Annotated in this window: 15 protein-coding genes and 2 pseudogenes; 7 read left to right on the top strand and 10 right to left on the bottom strand. The window is 68.3% G+C overall.

All coding sequences use genetic code 11. From position 1 onward, the window contains the following. Positions 1–10: 10 nt before the first annotated feature. Complete coding sequence (locus AB0I42_RS17890) at positions 11–946, bottom strand: transcriptional regulator (protein ID WP_357538633.1); 936 nt, start codon at positions 944–946, stop codon at positions 11–13. 108 nt (positions 947–1,054) lie between these two features. Between AB0I42_RS17890 and AB0I42_RS17895 the strand changes: the two genes are divergently transcribed. After that, positions 1,055–2,245, top strand: a complete 1,191-nt coding sequence (locus tag AB0I42_RS17895; RefSeq protein ID WP_357538634.1) for an MFS transporter — start codon at positions 1,055–1,057, stop codon at positions 2,243–2,245. Positions 2,246–2,270: 25 nt separating this feature from the next. On the opposite strand, the gene AB0I42_RS17900 is transcribed toward AB0I42_RS17895, so the two are convergent. From AB0I42_RS17900 to AB0I42_RS17920, 5 genes are all read right to left on the bottom strand, one after another. After that, entirely contained in the window at positions 2,271–3,221 is a 951-nt protein-coding gene (locus AB0I42_RS17900; protein ID WP_357538635.1) for a sulfotransferase domain-containing protein, read from the bottom strand. Between the two features lie 265 nt (positions 3,222–3,486). Continuing rightward, a complete protein-coding gene (locus AB0I42_RS17905) occupies positions 3,487–4,143 on the bottom strand; it encodes a response regulator transcription factor (protein WP_357520146.1) in 657 nt (218 codons plus the stop codon). Further along, on the bottom strand, positions 4,140–5,294 hold the full coding sequence (locus tag AB0I42_RS17910) for a histidine kinase (RefSeq protein WP_357538636.1): 1,155 nt from the start codon (positions 5,292–5,294) through the stop codon (positions 4,140–4,142). The genes AB0I42_RS17905 and AB0I42_RS17910 overlap by 4 nt, the downstream gene beginning before the upstream one ends. Before the next feature lie 24 nt (positions 5,295–5,318). Beyond that, complete coding sequence (locus AB0I42_RS17915) at positions 5,319–6,068, bottom strand: ABC transporter permease (protein ID WP_344142592.1); 750 nt, start codon at positions 6,066–6,068, stop codon at positions 5,319–5,321. Continuing rightward, a complete protein-coding gene (locus tag AB0I42_RS17920) occupies positions 6,065–6,961 on the bottom strand; it encodes an ABC transporter ATP-binding protein (protein ID WP_357538637.1) in 897 nt (298 codons plus the stop codon). Before AB0I42_RS17920 ends, AB0I42_RS17915 begins: the two co-directional genes overlap by 4 nt. Positions 6,962–7,312: 351 nt before the next feature. Here AB0I42_RS17920 and AB0I42_RS17925 point away from each other — a divergent pair, with 351 nt between their 5' ends. The 3 genes from AB0I42_RS17925 to AB0I42_RS17935 are packed head-to-tail and all read left to right on the top strand — an operon-like array spanning position 7,313 to position 8,747. Next, entirely contained in the window at positions 7,313–8,062 is a 750-nt protein-coding gene (locus AB0I42_RS17925) for a DUF6244 family protein (RefSeq protein WP_357538638.1), read from the top strand. Beyond that, on the top strand, positions 8,059–8,355 hold the full coding sequence (locus AB0I42_RS17930; protein ID WP_357538639.1) for a DddA-like double-stranded DNA deaminase toxin: 297 nt from the start codon (positions 8,059–8,061) through the stop codon (positions 8,353–8,355). Before AB0I42_RS17925 ends, AB0I42_RS17930 begins: the two co-directional genes overlap by 4 nt. Then, complete coding sequence (locus tag AB0I42_RS17935) at positions 8,352–8,747, top strand: Imm1 family immunity protein (protein WP_357538640.1); 396 nt, start codon at positions 8,352–8,354, stop codon at positions 8,745–8,747. The genes AB0I42_RS17930 and AB0I42_RS17935 overlap by 4 nt, the downstream gene beginning before the upstream one ends. 116 nt (positions 8,748–8,863) lie before the next feature. Here AB0I42_RS17935 and AB0I42_RS17940 read toward each other — a convergent pair whose 3' ends face one another. Next, positions 8,864–9,247, bottom strand: coding sequence for a VOC family protein (locus AB0I42_RS17940; RefSeq protein ID WP_357538641.1), 384 nt, complete (start codon positions 9,245–9,247; stop codon positions 8,864–8,866). 544 nt (positions 9,248–9,791) lie between these two features. Here AB0I42_RS17940 and AB0I42_RS17945 point away from each other — a divergent pair. Then, positions 9,792–11,324 (top strand): ISL3 family transposase, encoded by a 1,533-nt coding sequence (locus tag AB0I42_RS17945; protein ID WP_357538642.1) that lies wholly within the window; start codon positions 9,792–9,794, stop codon positions 11,322–11,324. A 74-nt stretch (positions 11,325–11,398) separates the two neighbouring features. Here the strand turns inward: AB0I42_RS17945 and AB0I42_RS17950 are convergent. After that, positions 11,399–11,702: pseudogene (locus AB0I42_RS17950) on the bottom strand (IS110 family transposase); the annotation flags it as partial. Between the two features lie 69 nt (positions 11,703–11,771). Between AB0I42_RS17950 and AB0I42_RS17955 the strand changes: the two are divergent. Further along, on the top strand, positions 11,772–12,185 hold the full coding sequence (locus AB0I42_RS17955) for a hypothetical protein (protein ID WP_357538643.1): 414 nt from the start codon (positions 11,772–11,774) through the stop codon (positions 12,183–12,185). Positions 12,186–13,152: 967 nt separating this feature from the next. After that, positions 13,153–13,728 carry a PASTA domain-containing protein gene (locus AB0I42_RS17960; protein WP_357538644.1) on the top strand — a complete coding sequence of 192 codons (576 nt, stop codon included), beginning with the start codon at positions 13,153–13,155 and terminating at the stop codon, positions 13,726–13,728. A 174-nt stretch (positions 13,729–13,902) separates the two neighbouring features. On the opposite strand, the pseudogene AB0I42_RS17965 reads toward AB0I42_RS17960, so the two are convergent. Continuing rightward, positions 13,903–14,211: pseudogene (locus AB0I42_RS17965) on the bottom strand (Tn3 family transposase); the annotation flags it as partial. Positions 14,212–14,871: 660 nt separating this feature from the next. After that, positions 14,872–15,192, bottom strand: a complete 321-nt coding sequence (locus tag AB0I42_RS17970) for a hypothetical protein (RefSeq protein WP_357538645.1) — start codon at positions 15,190–15,192, stop codon at positions 14,872–14,874. Positions 15,193–16,719 lie beyond the last annotated feature (1,527 nt).

Raw genomic sequence — 16,719 nt, forward strand, 5'->3', positions numbered from 1 at the left:
TTTCTGCCGGTCAGCGGTCAGGCAGGGGCGGTTCGGTCTCGGTCTGGGCACGGACCAGATGGTCGCCGGCGGGTGTCCGGTAGTAGAGGACCGATCGCCCGGAGCGGCGCCGCCGGATGAGGCGCGCGTCGAGCAGGATCTTGAGATGGCGGCCCACCGTGCCCAGCCCGTACCCTCCGAGGGCGACAAGCTGGGTCGTGCTCTTCGGCGTGTCCAACTGGCTGAGCACCTCGGCCCGGACCGGGCCGAGGAGCGCCCGGAGTGCGTACGGCACGCCGGCGTGTTCAGCTTCCGCGAGCACGCCGGAGCAGGGGTACACCACCGCGTACCGGTGCGGTTGCTCCCAGGCCACCCAGCCACGCCGGGCCGTGCTCGGGATGAACAGCAACTGCACGCCGGCGAGATCACGAGGCGGGTACTCGTACGTGTTGATCTGTAGCCGCCCGTCCCCCAGCCAGCGCATCCCGGGCCGCATGCCGCTCAGCGCGGCGGCCCACCCGCCGGTGCTGATCTGCTGTGTCCGGGACACGATATCGGCCTCGAAGATCCGCCGACGGTTCAGCCAGTCCGGCCGGACGGTATGGCTCCACACCCAGTGCAGCAGGTCAGCAACCCGGTCCGGCAGATCCGGCACAGCCAGCCCGGCGGGAACCGGGCCGCCGAACGCGGTCGTCAACTCGGCGAGGGCAACCGCGGCCGGCGTCTGACGAACCCGTCGAAGCTCCTCGTTGAAGGTCCGATCCTGCGGGTGTGGCGGCGGGCTGATGAAGTCCGGCATCCAGTTCGGTTGCAACACGGTCTTGACGAACAGGGTCACCACCGGGTCGGCGGCAAGCCGTGCCCGGTACGCGGCGGTCTGAGCGGGGGTGTGGGCGGGCCGGCCAGGCGCCGCTCCACGCCCACGTAGGACATGGAGACTCGCGATGGTCTCGGCCAGGGCGGACACCGTGAACCGGCTCTGTGCCAAGGTGTCGGTACCGATTTGCCACACGCCCACGTTTCGCCCCCATGCGAAACTTTAGCTCCCCGCGCTCACGGCATCGAGACTGCCGGCATGCGTACGTATGGTGAGCTGTTCAGGCTCCTGGAGTTCCGATCGCTCTTCGCCGCCGGCGCCGTGCAGATCGCGGCGACGACCGTCAGCGGGCTCGCGCTCAGCACGCTGGTCTACGCGGCGACCGGCTCGCCGCTACTGGCCGCCCTGGCTCTGTTCGGCTCCTCCTTCGCCCAGGTCCTTGGTGCCACCACCCTGCTCTCCGCGGCGGACCGGCTGCCGCCACGGGCCGCGCTGGTCACGATCGCTCTGATCTTCGGGGCGGCAACGCTCAGCCTGGCCGTCCCGGGTATGCCGATCTGGGGAATGTTGCTGATCATCTTCAGTCTGGGCCTGGTCAACTCGGTGACCGGCGGGGTGCGCTGGGGCCTGCTGGGAGAGATCGTGCCGGACGGCGGCTACATCCTCGCCCGTTCCGTGTTCAACATGCTGATCGGGGCCATGCAGATCAGCGGCTATGCCCTCGGCGGCATCCTCGTGGCGGTCCTGTCGCCCCGGCAGGCGTTGCTGGTCAGTGCCGGCCTCTACCTCGTCGGAGCGACCGTCCTGCGCTTCGGCCTCACCGCCCGCCCGCCCCGCGCCGCCGGTCGGCCGTCGGTCCGCGAGACCTGGCGGGTCAATCGCCGGCTCTGGTCCCTGCCCGCCCGCCGTCACATATACCTCGCGCTCTGGGTCCCCAACGGACTCATCGTGGGCTGCGAGGCGCTGTTCGTGCCGTACGCACCGACGTCGGCCGGCGCGCTGTTCATGGCCACGGCGCTGGGTATGCTGGCCGGCGACACCATCGTGGGTCGGTTCGTGCCCCGGCGGTGGCGGCCCCGCCTCGTCACCCCGCTACGAGTGCTCCTCGCGGCCCCGATCCTTCTCTTCGTACTTCCTCTTCCCGTCCCGGCGGCGGCGCTGGTCCTGGCGGTGGCCGCTGTGGGGTTCAGCGCGGGGCTGCTGTTGCAGGACCTTCTCATCGCACTGACCCCGGATGACGCACGGGGGCAGGCGCTCGGGTTGCACACCTCCGGCCTGCTGACCATGCAGGCGGTGGGCGCGACGATCGCCGGTCTGGTCGCGCAGTTCGTACCGGTCGGTACCGCCATGGCTGTCATGGCGGTCGTGTCCCTCCTGGTGACCGTCGTCCTCACACCCGCACTGCGGCGGCCGGTGGTAGCGGCGGAAGTCGAGAAGGTCGCCGCGTGACGGGTCCGACGTAGCGTGCCCGGAATCAGGTGGTGAGTGGCCGGTGCAGCCAGTCGAGCAGATCCGGCGGCGCGAGTCGCGCCGCGCGCCGGTGGTAGCGCTCGACCTCGTCCGGGGTGAGCAGTCGCCGACCTTCGCCGGAGCGTCCGCGCCGGAAGAACGCCGCCCGGTCGATGAGAACGTTGACCGCGTCCGGTGCCAGCACGTCGGCCCGCCGCCGCATCCGGTCGAAGGAAGCCGCCTCGACCAGTTTCGGCCATTCCTGCTCAGGTACGTCGATATCCAGCCGTGCGGCCAGCCTGCGCATCTCTCCCTCCAGATCGGACTGGAGATCGTCGTAGTGCACCAGCACCACGTTGCGACTGTCCCGACGCGCCCAGGCGTCGGACAGGTGCCACATCACGCCGGGAAGGGAGTTCGGTTGCTCCCGCGGATGGCCGTCGCGATCGATCCAGGCGAGGAGCCATTCCCGTGAGGGTGGCGTGGGAGCAGGTGACCCGGCCGGCTCAGGTTGGCCGGTCAACTGCCGGATCCGGCGTCGGTCCAGATTGTCGCTCTGATGATGACGGGACACCGCCGCGTCCAGCGGGTGACGCGCGACCACCACATAGGTCGCCTGATCATCGAGTGGAATGCCGTCGAGTGGGGTGTGGGTCTTGATGATCCGTCGGTGCGACTGGGCGGCGAGCCGGGCGAGCACCTCCTCACGTGGCTCCAGCAACCAGTCCAGCCAAGGCGAGAGTTGCGCCAGCGGCACCGGCAACTGTGGAGTACGCAGCACCAGCAGGGCACAGATCATCTGCATCCAGGTGGTACCGCTCTTCGGACATGTGCTGATGACAATGTCACCAGCACGGAACGGAAATCCCGCCCACCGACCGCTGTCATCTTGGACGGAGCGATAGCGCACGAATTCACCGGCCGCGACTGGGTCGACTTCAAGAGCGGGCGCAGTCGGTGTCGGAAAATCATCCATAAATCGAGAGTAGTCGATATATATATGAATGGGCAACCGCCGTCGCCGCACACGACATCCGACTCCCGCACGACCACGCATCACGACGTTGGAACACCGCTACGGCACTGCCGCGTCACCCCGGGCAGACGACATCGGCAGATCACCGACGGCAGTCATCCGGAGAGCCACACCGTCGAAGAGAGCTGCGGCCTTTGTCACAGCCCGGCCAGGTCGCGATCTCGCCTGCGCGGCCGAGCCCGGCTGACGGCCGCCCGCCGGATGCTCAGGTGCGTGGTTGGACCAGGCCGTTGTCGTACGCGAAGATGACGGCCTGGATCCGGTCCCGTGCGCCGATCTTGGCCAGGACGCGTCCGACGTGCTTCTTCACCGTTGACTCGGTGAGGCTCAAGCGTTCGGCGATCTCGGTGTTGGTGGCGCCCTGCCCGATCGCCTCGAGGACCTCCCGCTCACGCTCGCTCAGCGTGGCCAGCCGGGGATCGGTGCCGGCTGTCGGTGCCGCGTCTTGCAGGTAGGCGTCCATCAGCTTGCGGGTCAGGCTGGGCGCCACCACCGAGTCTCCGCTGGCGACGGCTCGGATGCCGGCGAGCAGTTCCTCGGGGCGGGCGTCCTTGAGCAGGAAGCCGCTAGCCCCGGCTCGTAGCCCGGCGTAGACGTATTCGTCCAGGTCGAATGTGGTCAGGATCAGCACGTGGCTGCGGGAGCCGGCCGCGGTGATGCGGCGGGTGGCCTCGATGCCGTCCATGCCGGGCATGCGCACGTCCATCAGCACCACATCGGGCCGGGCCTGTTCGACCATCCGCACCGCCTCGGCGCCGGTGGCGGCCTCGCCCACCACGGTCATGCCGGGGGTGCCCTCGAGCAGCATCTTGAAGCCCATGCGCTGCAGCGGCTGGTCGTCGGCGATCAGGACGGTGGTCACGAGGGCTCCTTGAGGACGACGTCGACGAGCCAGCCGTTCCCGGCCGGGCCGGCGGTCACCACACCGCCGTACATGGCGGCGCGTTCGCGCATGCCGAGCAGGCCGTGGCTCGGTGCGGCCGGTGCGCCACGGCCGTTGTCGCGAACGCGTACCCGTACCTCTCCATCGCGAGCGGTGAGAGTGACCGTCGCGGACGCGCTGCGCCCCGCATGTTTCAGGGTATTGGTGAGCGCTTCCTGAACGATGCGGTAGACCGCGAGCTGCACGCCCTTGCCGAGGGTGTGCAGCTCGCCGGAGGTGGAGTAGGTGACCGGCAGCCCGGCGGCCCGTACGCTGGGCAGCAGCCGGTCGAGGTCGTCGATGCCGGGCTGAGGACTCAGATGAGGGTCGGCGTCTTCCTCGCGCAGTACGCCCAGCAGGCGGCGCAACTCGGACAGCGCCTGCCGGCCGGTGTCCCCGATCAGCCGGAGCGGCTCGGCGGTCTGCTCCCCCCGCGATGTCGCGAGGGCGGCGCCACCGTCGGCCAGGCCCACGATCACTGACACGTGGTGGCCGACGATGTCGTGCATCTCGCGCGCCACCCGGGCCCGCTCGTCGGCGACGGCGAGGCGGGCCCGCTGGTCCCGTTCGACCTCCAGGCGGGCGGCGCGGTCCTCCAGAGCGACGAGGTACGCCCGGCGGGTGCGCACCGCTACACCGGACGCGGTCGCAGCCACCGTCAGGCCGAGGGCGAGGAACAACGTGAGGGTGCGGTTCTCGGTGGCCGGTCCGAAAAGGTAGATCTGGGCTGTCAGTAGCCCGAGGGTGATCCCGGACGCCCAAGCCAGCGCCCGCCCTGAACCGCGGGAGGCCACCCCGAAGAGCATCACGAGCAGGATCACTCCGGCGCCGACACCGACGTCCAGCAATGCTTGGACTGTTTCGATGGCCGCGGTGACCAGGAACGCGGGAAACGGGTACCGCCGCCGCCAGTACAGCGCCGGCAGCAGGACCAGCGTTGCGATCGTCGCCGACAAGGGCTTCTCGATCAGGTCTGGAATGCTGAAGAGCACGATCGGTACGGCCACCAAGGTGTCCATGACCCACGGGCGGCGGCGGTCGAAGGCCCGCAGCCGTGCCTGCCGGTCCACCAGCCATCCCTGCGTGCTCATCAGCCGATTCTCCCCTGCGCGCCGTTAAGCGTCGGTCTTCTTGAGCCCATACGCCGCCGCGGCGAGTGTCACGATCACATATCCGGCGAAGACCACGAGACCGGTCCACGGCGCCAGGGTGCCGTCCGCGGGGGTCAGTGCCATCACGGCGCTGCCCGCGTTGCTCGGCAGGTACGGGGTGATGGCCTCGGAGATCGAGGCCGGCAGCAGCACGGCCAGACCGGGCACGATGAGCAGCACGCCGGCCAGGATCGTGATGGCGCCCGCGCTGGAGCGTACGAGCATGCCGAGGGCGACGCCGAGCACCGCGACCAGGGCCAGATAGAGGCCGGCGCCGAGAAGGGTGCGAAGCACGCCGTCGTCTCCGAGGCCCAGGCCGCCGACCTTGTCGTTGAGCACGGCCGACCCCAGTGCGAAGGCGGCGAAGGCGGCTGCGGTCATCGTGACGAAGGCGGCTGCCCCGGCCACCAGGCTCTTCGACCACAGCACCGGCAATCGGCGTGGCACCGCGGCGAGGGTCGCCCGGATCATGCCGGTGGTGTATTCGCTCGCCCCCAGTAGCGCGCCGAGCGCGCCGACGGACAGGGCGGCCAGGATGCTGCCGGACAGGGCCAGGTCGATCGGGGTCATGCCGTCGCCCGAGAAGGAAGCTGAGGCGATCATGCCGAAGGCGATCAGGAGGACGGCCGAGATGCCGGTCGTGATCCAGGTGGAGCGCAGCGAGGAGAACTTGGTCCATTCGGCGGCGACGACGCCACCAGCAGTGATCTTCATCGGGCGGCCTCGTATTCGACAGCGTCGCGGGTCAGGTCCATGAACGCCTCTTCGAGGGAGGCGTTCTGTGGGGTGAGCTCGAACAGGGGGATGCCACGGGTGGCCGCGGCCAGCCCGATCTCGCGGGCGGTGGCGCCGGTGACGAACAGTTCCTCGGCGCCGGTCGAGGTGAGAGTGACGCCCGGGCCGGTGATCACCGCGCGTAGCGCGTCGGGGACGGCGGTGACGACCCGGACGCCTTCGGTGGTCACGAAGTTGGCTACGGTGGTGTCGGCCAGCAGTTTGCCTCGGCCGACGATGACCAGGTGGTCCGCGATCAGCGAGACCTCGCTCATCAGGTGCGAGGACAGCATCACGGTGCGGCCCTCGGCGGCCAGGCCGGTGAGCAGGTTGCGCACCCAGAGGACACCTTCCGGGTCGAGTCCGTTGACCGGCTCGTCGAGCATCACCACGGCCGGGTCGCCGAGCAGCGCGGCGGCGATACCGAGCCGCTGGCCCATGCCGAGGGAGAAGGCGCCGACCCGCTTGTGGGCGACGGCCGAGAGGCCGGCCAGGTCGAGCACCTCGTCGACGCGCGAGCGCGGGATGCCGTGCGTGCGGGCCAGGGCGAGCAGGTGGCTGACCGCCGTGCGGCCGGGGTGCACGGCCTTGGCTTCGAGCAGCACGCCGATCTCGCGCAGCGGGGCCTTCGACGACACGTACGGCTTGCCGTTGACCAGCACGTCGCCGGAGGTCGGCGCAGTGAGGCCGACGATCATCCGCATGGTCGTCGACTTGCCGGCGCCGTTGGGGCCGAGGAACCCGGTGACCTGACCGGGCTTCGCGGTGAACGACAGGTGGTCAACGACCGTCTTCGCGCCGTACCGCTTGGTTACTTCGCGTACCTGAATCATGCTCACCACGCTAGGGTCGCGTAGCGCCAAGACCGTGGTACCGCAGTCGGCTTTTCGAGGCGGCCGGTGGTACTGCGGTACCACCGGCAGCCCGGTCGGATCCGGCTCTTCCCATGCAACGAGCGGCGCCACGGAAAGCGGTCCGGTGCCGCCGACGCCTGCCGCCACGCCGCCTCACCCGTCAACACAGAACCGGCCGACGCAACCCACACCGCGCCGGCCAACACCGAGAAGCCACCGAACATCAACGGCAACGAACGCCCGTCCGGCCAGACCAGCACTGCGGTTGCCGTCTGAAGATTGCCCACAACGAAGCGTCCGGCCCCGTCGTGCCATCAACGAACATCGCCGATGATAAAAGTCGAGCGGGAGGTGGACGTGTCCCTGGTCGACACCATCCAGGCGGGCCTACAGACGCTGACCGCCGGTAACGACCGCGCGGCGCAGGAAACCGTTGTAGTCGACCACGCTATCCAGCAGACCGGGATACAGGCAGCGGCGTCGGGCTTCGTTGGAGTCGCGCGAAATCTGGCCCTCGTCCGCACGGTGATCGGCCAGATCCGGACCGCCCTCAGCGGCATGGCCGCCGTGGCTCGGGAGGCCGCCACGACACTGGCTGCCACGCCGCAGCAGCCGGCCCCACAAGAGATCACCGCGACGCTCGGCGCGGTATCGGGAAACCTGAACAGCATCACCGATGGGATCTGCCGGTGTATCGGACAGGTCGACCAGGCCAAGCAGGTCACGGTCACAGTTCTGCGGGGCGGTGATCCCGGGACCCTGCTGGCCAGGCTCGACGCCATCCACACGGTTCTGGCTGCGGTCGGGCAGCGCGTTGCGGCCACCAGGCACCAGGTCGAGGCGGCGACGGCCGAGGCAAGATCGACCGGCAGCTCGGGTGAATGGTCGCGGTCGCCCACAGCACCGCCGGAGTCGACCGCAGAGCCTCCGGACACACCGGTCGCTCACGGTGGTGACGCCCCTGATGAACCGGCCGTTGGTTGGAGTTCAACGGTCGATGGCCAGCGGCTCGTAGCGTCTCTCCCGGCTTTCGGCGGACGCGGGTCGAAGACCGCGGCCTGCTGGTCGGCCCCGATTTGAACGAACAACCACTGATCAGCCAAGAGAATCCCAAGACCAAGGCACTCGCCGCCCGGGTCGGGCTCGCGAGGTCCTGGGCTGCCGAGACCCACGTTGAGGCGCACGCCGCCGAGACAATGCACCGGCTCGGATTGCGGGAGGCGGTGCTGGCGGTCGACAAGAGGCCATGTCCCGGCATGCAGGGCTGTGACCGCCTGCTCCCCCGGCTACTACCGGCCGGCGCCCAGCTGACGGTGTACGGTCCTGACGGATTCCGCAAAACGTACAACGGACCAGAGGAGGACCACGGGTGACAGGCCAGACCGTCGAGGTCATCTTCACTGAGGAAGAGGACCCCGTCGTGGTGTCGACCATCGCCGAACTGGACGCGGTCCTCGATCGCGTCACCGCCGAAACCTCACCCCACACGCCGCCCCTGATCGCCCTCGACATGCCGGCACAAGAGCGCAGCCTGATGGTCGGGGTACGAGGCGCCGTCGGCGTGCTGAACTACGTGGATCTCACCACCGGCGACGGATACGCCAGCAAGGGAACAGCCACCGACGCGCCGACCCCGCCGTACTTCTACTGCGGCACCTGGACCGGCATCACCGCCGGCGCCGAAATCCCGATCGAACAGGTACGGGCAGCCGCACGGGAGTTCCTGACCACCGGCGACCGCCCCACTTGCATCACCTGGCAGTAACCCCTTTCCGGGCTCCTGCCTCCCGCTGTGATCTTGCACGGGTCGATCCAGCTCGTCCCCGGTCGGTGCTGCCTGACCTGCCGGAAGCGCCGTCGGCCCGGAATGGGCTCAGCCCGTCAGCCCCTGCTGAACAGGCAGAACGGGTGCCCCGCCGGGTCCAGCATCACTCGAACGCTCTCCTGTGGCTGGAAGTCGGACGCTCGAGCACCGGCCGCCACGGCCCAGGCCACCGCCGCGTCGAGGTCGTCCACGGCAATGTCCAGGTGCGTCATGATCTGCTGCCGGCCCTGAACGGTCGGCCAGGACGGAGGAACATAGTCCGGCTCGATCTCGAAGTTCAGCGTCCGCAAGCCACCCTGACCATCAGGTGACCGGACCTGCGCCCAGTTGGTCTCGATCTCGCTCTCCCAGCCCAGGAGCTTGCTGTAGAACTCAGCCAGCTGACGTGGATTCGGCGCGGCGAGGGTCGCGCCCGTGATCTGCAAGTTCGGCTGCTGCATACGTCACTTTCCGTAGCCTGGCGCCGCCGACTCCGGCCGCCCGGAAGCTCCGATGGCGATGGCGCTTGCGAAAAGGGGAAGTACCGGGGGCGATGCCTGTAACGGAGGGTGAGAATATCAGTGCCCGCGGAAGAACCGGATCAGCGCGGCCGGGCTCAGCTCTGCGGAAGCCATGCCGTCCGAAGGCCCTGCAGTGGTTTCTACGTGGTCTGCAGCCAGGCCGTCGCCGCGCCCCCGGCTGCCACCCCCGCAACACCTGCCCACGGCCCGTCCACGCCATTACCCGTCCGACAGCACCGACGCCGAGCCGCAACTGATCGCCGCATACCTGCCCACCAGCCGGCGCGGACGGTCAAGTCGGGCACCCGATCACCTACCCCCATCGCCACATCGTCCGCTTCCTCGACCACACAGGCAACGGACGGGGCGGGACGTGGGGAAGCTCGACGGACGAGCACCCACCGAGGGGTCTGTCAAACAACGAACGGCCCTGTCTCACATTCGGTGGTGACGGAGAGTTGTGAGGGCTGTTGACACTCGCTTGATGGATGTCGACGTGCTTGTGCGGACGGTGTTTTCGGGTCTTTCTCCGCTGGTCGTAGAGGATGTGGCCGACGAGGGCGCGCGGATCGTGGTGTGGGCACGGACTCCACAAGGGACCGCGGACTGTCCGGTGTGCGGGGCGTCGTCGGGGCGGGTGCACGGATTTCACCCGCGGACGGTGGCCGACGTGCCGGTCGACGGACGGAAGGTGGTGGTCCGTGTGCGGGTGCGGCGCCTGGTGTGCCCCACGCGCGGCTGCCAGCAGACGTTCCGGGAGCAGATGCCCGGGGTGCTGGAGCGTTACCAGCGGCGCACGGCCCGCCTGTCCAGGCACGTCGCGGCGGTGGTCAAGGAGTTGGCGGGCCGGGCGGGGGCACGTCTGCTGGCGGTACTCGCGGTGGGCCTGTCCCGTCACACGGCCCTGCGCGCCCTGCTGCGCATCCCGTTGCCCACCGGGCGGACGCCCCGTGTGATCGGCGTCGACGATTTCGCTCTGCGCCGGCGGCACCGCTATGCCACCGTGGTGATCGACGCGCAGACACATGAGCGGATCGACGTACTGCCCGACCGCACCGCCGACACCCTGCAAGCGTGGCTGCGCGGCCATCCGGGCGTCGAGGTCGTGTGCCGTGACGGCTCCGCCACCTATGCCGAGGCGATCCGCCGCGCCCTGCCCGACGCGGTCCAGGTCGCCGACAGGTGGCACCTGTGGCAGAACCTGTGCGAAGCCGCCCTGAGCGAGGTGAAGGCACACAGCACCTGCTGGGCCGCCGTGCTGGACGCACCCATCTACGACGGACCCCGAGCCCGAACCACCCTGGATCGCTGGCACCAGGTCCACAGCCTCCTCAACCAGGGCGTGGGCCTGCTCGAATGCGCCCGCCGCCTGCAACTGGCCCTGAACACCGTCAAACGCTACGCACGAGCCGACCGGCCCGAACGGATGCTCCGCGTCCCCAAATACCGCGCCAGCCTCGTCGACCCCTACCGCGAACACCTACGCAAACGCCGGACCGAGGACCCCGCCGCCCCCGCCGCGCACCTGTTCGAACAGATCAAGGCCCTCGGCTACACCGGCTGCCTGAACCTGCTGCACAAGTACATCAACCAGGGCCGCGCGGACGCCGACCGCAGCCACATCTGTCCACGCCGGCTCGCCCGGATGCTCCTCACCAGACCCGACAACCTCAAACCCGAACATCGAGATCTCCTGGCACGGCTCACCGCGGCCTGCCCCGAGATGACCCAACTGGCCGACGTTGTCGAGGGCTTCGCCGAACTCCTGACGCCTCACGCAGGAAACGTCGACAGGCTCTCGCACTGGATCAACGGCGTCCGTGCGGTCGATCTGCCTCATCTGCACGCCTTCACCCGAGGCTTGGAGCGGGACCGCGACGCGGTGAACGCCGCGCTCACGCTTCCGTACAGCAACGGCCCCACCGAAGGCGTCAACACCAAGACCAAACGGATCGCACGCCAAATGCACGGACGAGCAGCGTTCACCCTGCTCCGCCACCGCATCCTCCTCGGATAGCAGCACGCTCCGTCACCACCGAATGTGAGACAGGGCCGTTCGTTTTACAGACCCTGCAGCGCCTCGTGGCGCACTTTCCGGTCGTAGTAGGCGCGTGACTCTGGCTGGGCAGGGAGGGGGATGCGGCGAGGTAGAAGGCGCGTTTGAGCTGTTTGTTGCCGCGTCTGGCGGGGTGTTCGCCCCGGATGGATGATCCTGAGCTGCGGGTCACCGGGGCAAGGCCGGCGTAGGCGGCCAGGTGCCCGGCGGTGGCAAGGTGCGGGCGTCGCCGACGTCGACGAGGATGCGTGCTGCGGTTCCGACTCCGATGCTGGGCATCGACGTCAGGACCGCGGATAGGGGGTGGGTCTCCAGCAGTCTCTCGATCCCTGCGGCGATGAAAGGCATTCGCACGGGAACGCGCGACGCGCTGGCGGCTGCTTCATATGCTGCGCCCCAGGAGGTCACATGACGAACGCTGAACTGATCGATCGACTGATCGAGGAGACTGCCCAAGCACCTGACTGGCGTAGCGGCTGGGCCCGTCCAGGGCACCTCCCCCTGTTCAACAACTTGGGACCCGTCATGTACTTGACCCCGGCGGGCGATGTCGTCATGAATGACGAGGAGGACGGCCCGTTGCGGCTGGCCGATCAAGCCGAGCGCGACTTCGCGCTGGCCAGAGCCGCTGAGCAGTATCCGGAACTTGCCTACCTGAAGCCTTTGCGGCCGCAACTCGCAGCCACCTGTGACCGATGCTGCGGCCGGGGCAGAGTGACGCTCTCGCAGGGGACGATCTTGCCCTGGCGCGATGGACAGGAACCCAAGTCGTTCTTGTACTGCCCGGGGTGCAACAGCCTCGGATGGACCGTGACCGGCTGACCGCTGCACCCGCCCCGCTGCCCGGCAGTAGCGCCTGGCCGGCCTGGTCGACCTTCCGCGTGCAAGGGTCACCGCGACTGGCGCCGAAACTCAGCGACACCGACTCCGACCGGAGGTCGATGGCGCTGAAAGCAACTGACATCCGGCGCCCGAAGTCGCTAACAAACTCATGGCCGGCGGTCGTGGCTTGGTGGTGGCGCAACGGGTCCGACGGTTGCGGTGCCTAACGCCCTCCTGTTCGCAGCGGACGTTTCGGAAGCGGTTGCCCGCGCTGGTGGGCCGGTGGGCACGCCGAACCCGTCAGTTGACCACGCTGATCGGCGATCTCGCGGTCGCGGTTGCCGGTCGGGCCGGCGCGGCGGTGCTGGGACGGGTGGGTGTGCGGGTTTCACGGTGCACGCTGCTACGCGTGCTGATGGCGATGCCTGTACCCGTGGGGCCGGCTCCAGCGGTACTCAGCGTGGATGACTTCGCGCTGCGCCGCGGCCGCCGGTACGCGACGTTGCTGATCGACGCGGTCACCACAGCCGCGTCGACGTGCTACCCGATCGGAAGGCGGACACCCTGGCAGTCTGGCTGCGAGACCATCCGGAGATCCAGGTGGTGTGCGTGACGGGTCCGCCGCGTACGCGGAAGCGATCCGTTCCGGGGCACCGCAGGCGGTCCAGGTCAGCGACCGGTGGCATCTGTGGGCCAATCTCGCCAAGGCGGAGTCCGTCTGTCGTGTGTTGGCGGGCATCGCTGTGTCGTGAGTTAGGGCGGGGAGGTCTCTTCTGGTCGGGTGGCTGGCCGTATCCCGCCTGGTGGGGTGAACTGCGTCGGTCCGATGGGGTTCTTGGTCGTGCTGCTGCCTGGCCGACGGTTGCACGAGCGGGTCGGAAAGGCGGAGTGACGTTGGAGTCCTAGTTGGCAGCTCATCACCGATCGGCCGGTGACGAATACCAGTACTGACCATCAGACTCGCCAGGTGACCTACCAGCCCTCCAATCACCCGGCCCAGCCGGGCCACGGCCAGCCGCCGCACAAGCCGAACCTCGTCTACCCGCCGCCAGCACCACCGCGGCGGAAACTCGGTACGGGAGCCGTCATCGGCATCGTTGCCGGGGTGGTTGTCCTTGCCTGCTGCGGAGTAACCGGCATCGCGGCGATCGTCGGTAGTTCGACTGAGCCGGTCGCGAACCCAGCCCCGGCCACGACGAGCGCAGCCGCCGCACCGGTGGCGCCGATCGTCGAGGCGCCGACCATCGCGCCGGCCACGACGCCACTTGCCACGACGGCGCCTGAGCCCACCACCGCGGCCCCGACTACCCCGCCAACGCCGGCCAAGCTGGTTATGCCCGATCTGAAGGGCCTGAACGCGGCTATCGCCGACGACAAGCTACGCAAGCTCGGGTTTACGAACATCCAGTACGGCAGCCAAGACGAGTACGACACGATGGTGCTGCTGCTGGCGAACTGGACAGTGACGAAGCAGTCGGCGAAGGCGGGGTCGGAGTTGGCTCCGGATGATCTGATTGTGGTGACCTGCACCAAACAAAGCTGACGTGGGGTGAAGCCACGGCACCTCGTGCAGGTGTCGGGGCTTCCCGTCAGTACCAGTCACACGACCCCGCCAGTGCCGGTGCTGGATCGTCGGGAGATTCACCTCTGCGGCCAGGCCGGCACGGTGCTCGGCCCACGCCATCTGCCCGGCGATCCGCGCACGCATACGGTCCGGGCCGTCCTCGGTCTCGTTGGCCAGCAGACCGTCAAGCACGTAGTGCGACTCCGGTGCGGTCGCCACGATGACCTCCGTGTCGAACTTCGAGTGCTGGTCGGGGACGTGGGTATAGGTGTAGACGCCCTGGCTACGGACGAAGTACCGCGACAGGTGACGGGCGGTGATGCTCTTGCCCTTGACCGGGAACCGTTACCCGTCCGAACTCGACAGGGTGCCCGAACCAAACGCGCGGGTCAGCGGCAGCCGGTGGTGGTAGTTGGCCACCGTGGCGTTGGCCGCCTCCAGGGTCTCCGGCCTGTCAGCTGTTCGCCGGGGTACATCGACTCTTCGCTGCGCAGGACGTGCGCCGTGACGGAAGAGTACACGTCCGCAGCCTGCTGCCGGTACAGCCATCGCAGCAGCCCGGCCCGCGCCGCCGCCCGCTTGACCGGGTCGGTCAGGTCGCGTCGGTGCTGATCGGCCACTTGGCGGCCGGCAAGGGGAGCATGACGGGGGGCCCGCCGAAGGTCGACAGCTCCTTCACCGAGCCGCGGGCGGCGCACGCTTCGACCAGCTCGTACCCGAACTCCTCCCCTGGTAGGCGCTGACGTTGACAGCCTCGTCTGGCTGGCCTGGTTGACTAGCTAGGCCAGGGACCTGGGGAGTTCCTTTCAAGGTCTAAGGTACTGCTCCACAATCTTGCTCGGGCTCGATGGACCGAGCTCCCGTGGTCCGGATCGTTAGCCTGCACGATGGGCTTTCATCACGAACATAGGACGCGAGCGGGCGGCCTGAGTATGACCAGGGACCTGGCCAGCCGGAGTTGGGTCGGTGCACCGACGGTGCTCTCGATAATTCAACGCGCGTCTTGGAGTCGGGATGCGCGCCGGCTGCGAGACGCGTCGACTCGGGCCGCCGCATGCCGCAGCCGTTCGGCCTCGATGGTGAGTGCGTCGCGCAAGTCGTGAGCGTTGATCCAGACCGGGTTCACGTCGTCGTCCGGTTGCGGGGGCGGGTCAGGGTGTTCTCGATCCGGGTCCGGAGCTCCACTTCGGTGCCGAGCGCGGTGACCATGTCGTAGATCCCCGAGCGCCTGGATGGCTCGCTCGTACGGCTGAACGGCACGGTTAGCTCTGGCACGCCCCCCGTCGGCGGCGGCGATGATCGCTCCCGGTTCGATGCCGGGCTCGATCGGGATGTGCTGGTGGACCCGCCATCGTCGGCGGCGTCGACCGGCTGGCCCGGGTCGCCGAGCAGCACAATGGTGGCCACCGCGGGGGTCTGGTTGGGGGTGGTCTCCAGGTTCAACGTTCGGTCGATGCGTAGGGTCTCGGCCGCGGAGACCGAGTTTCGGCGGGCAGTCCGGCCGTCATCTCGGCCATCTCGCCGGCGGTGCTGAACTCGGCCTCCTGCCGACCGGCCGGCAGGAGGCTTGGCCCGGGATGGACGAAAGAACAAGCACCCGCCGTTGTCACCGACGGTGGCGCTCCACGCCTTCGTTCTGCCACGGCACTCTCACTCACAGCTCAGTGAGGTTTATCACAGCGTAAAGTTTGTCCAGCATGGTCGGCCCACATACGTAACGGATTGGTTGCGCCCCCCTCTTCCGAAGGGGATTCGCGTTTCACCTTGGCGATGCGGAGCGTGACATCGAGCTCGGACTATAGCCGGGCGAGTGCGCCGATGAACCGTTCGTACGGCTGCGCCCCTGGTTACCCCCTGCGGCACATCGACGCCTGCCATGATCTCAGGATGTGTTGGGAGGGCCCGACGCCAGGCTTCCGATCCAGCGACGGAAGTTCGACAGAAGTCGGAATGCGGTTACCCATAGCCGTACAACTGTCCGACTAGAACTCGTCGACAGTCCTACTTGCACGTAGGTTCACGACAGGGCCGCCAAGGCTTGCGATCCGCCCTACGGATTCGCTCCGCGCGTCGTCTATCCCGGGGTCTGAGCCAGTAGAGTTGCTCTTCGAAGAACGACCCATGCGGCCCTGCCGCCCGGGCCAGGCTCCCAGCCTCTCGATGTTCACAGAGAAGAAGGGGGCTGAGGAGGTCCCCGGAGCGCAGGGAGAAAGGGTTGTCCTTCGAACGGCAGTGCCCGAGAGGGTGCCGGCGAGCCCGGCACAGGACCACCGGTCGGTGGCGGCAGGTCGGCGAGGTCACGTACCTCGTCGTCCGGATCGCAGCCCTCGTCACGCAGGTGGTATGCACTGCATACGGAAGTGGCCCCGCGTAAGCGAGGCCACCACGGGAGGCGTCTCGCCTGCAAGCTTGCCAGCGGTGGGCGGGGCGCGCTCCTACAACGGGGGACACGCACGGTAAGCCCTGCAAGGCATGGCGTGGCGTCCGATTTCCCGCGACCAGTTTGGCACATCGCATTCCGACGCTGCCAGCTAACGCGCGACACACCTCCGTTCGGTGCACAAGTTTGCACCAGTACGCCAACTTCCACCTAGGCGTTTCCGTGCCCGGCAGCGCAACGGTGGCAAGAAGTCGCCACCGTTGGTCGCGCTCCCCTCTCACGAGCACCGCGAGTTCGTCGTTTCTCTTCAGAGGTCGTACAGCTCCGGCGACGCAGGTGGGCCGCCGTCTCGCGCGGCTTCGGCACACATGAGCAGAAATGGGTCCACTTCGCTCGAGGCGTCAACGTATCCGTCGCAGAACGCCTCGTGGATCATCACGGCTGGCACCGTGGCTCACCCACTGTCAGTACCAAGCTACGGCGTACAGTCGGGATCGTCGCTGTACGCGTGGACTACGCCGGCCATCAACCGCTCTATCGCCTTCATGTCTGACAGGTCGCGTAGTACATCGCGTTGGTCGCCACTCAGG

The sequence above is a fragment of the Polymorphospora sp. NPDC050346 genome (assembly GCF_040655695.1).
GTDB lineage: Bacteria > Actinomycetota > Actinomycetes > Mycobacteriales > Micromonosporaceae > Polymorphospora > Polymorphospora lycopeni.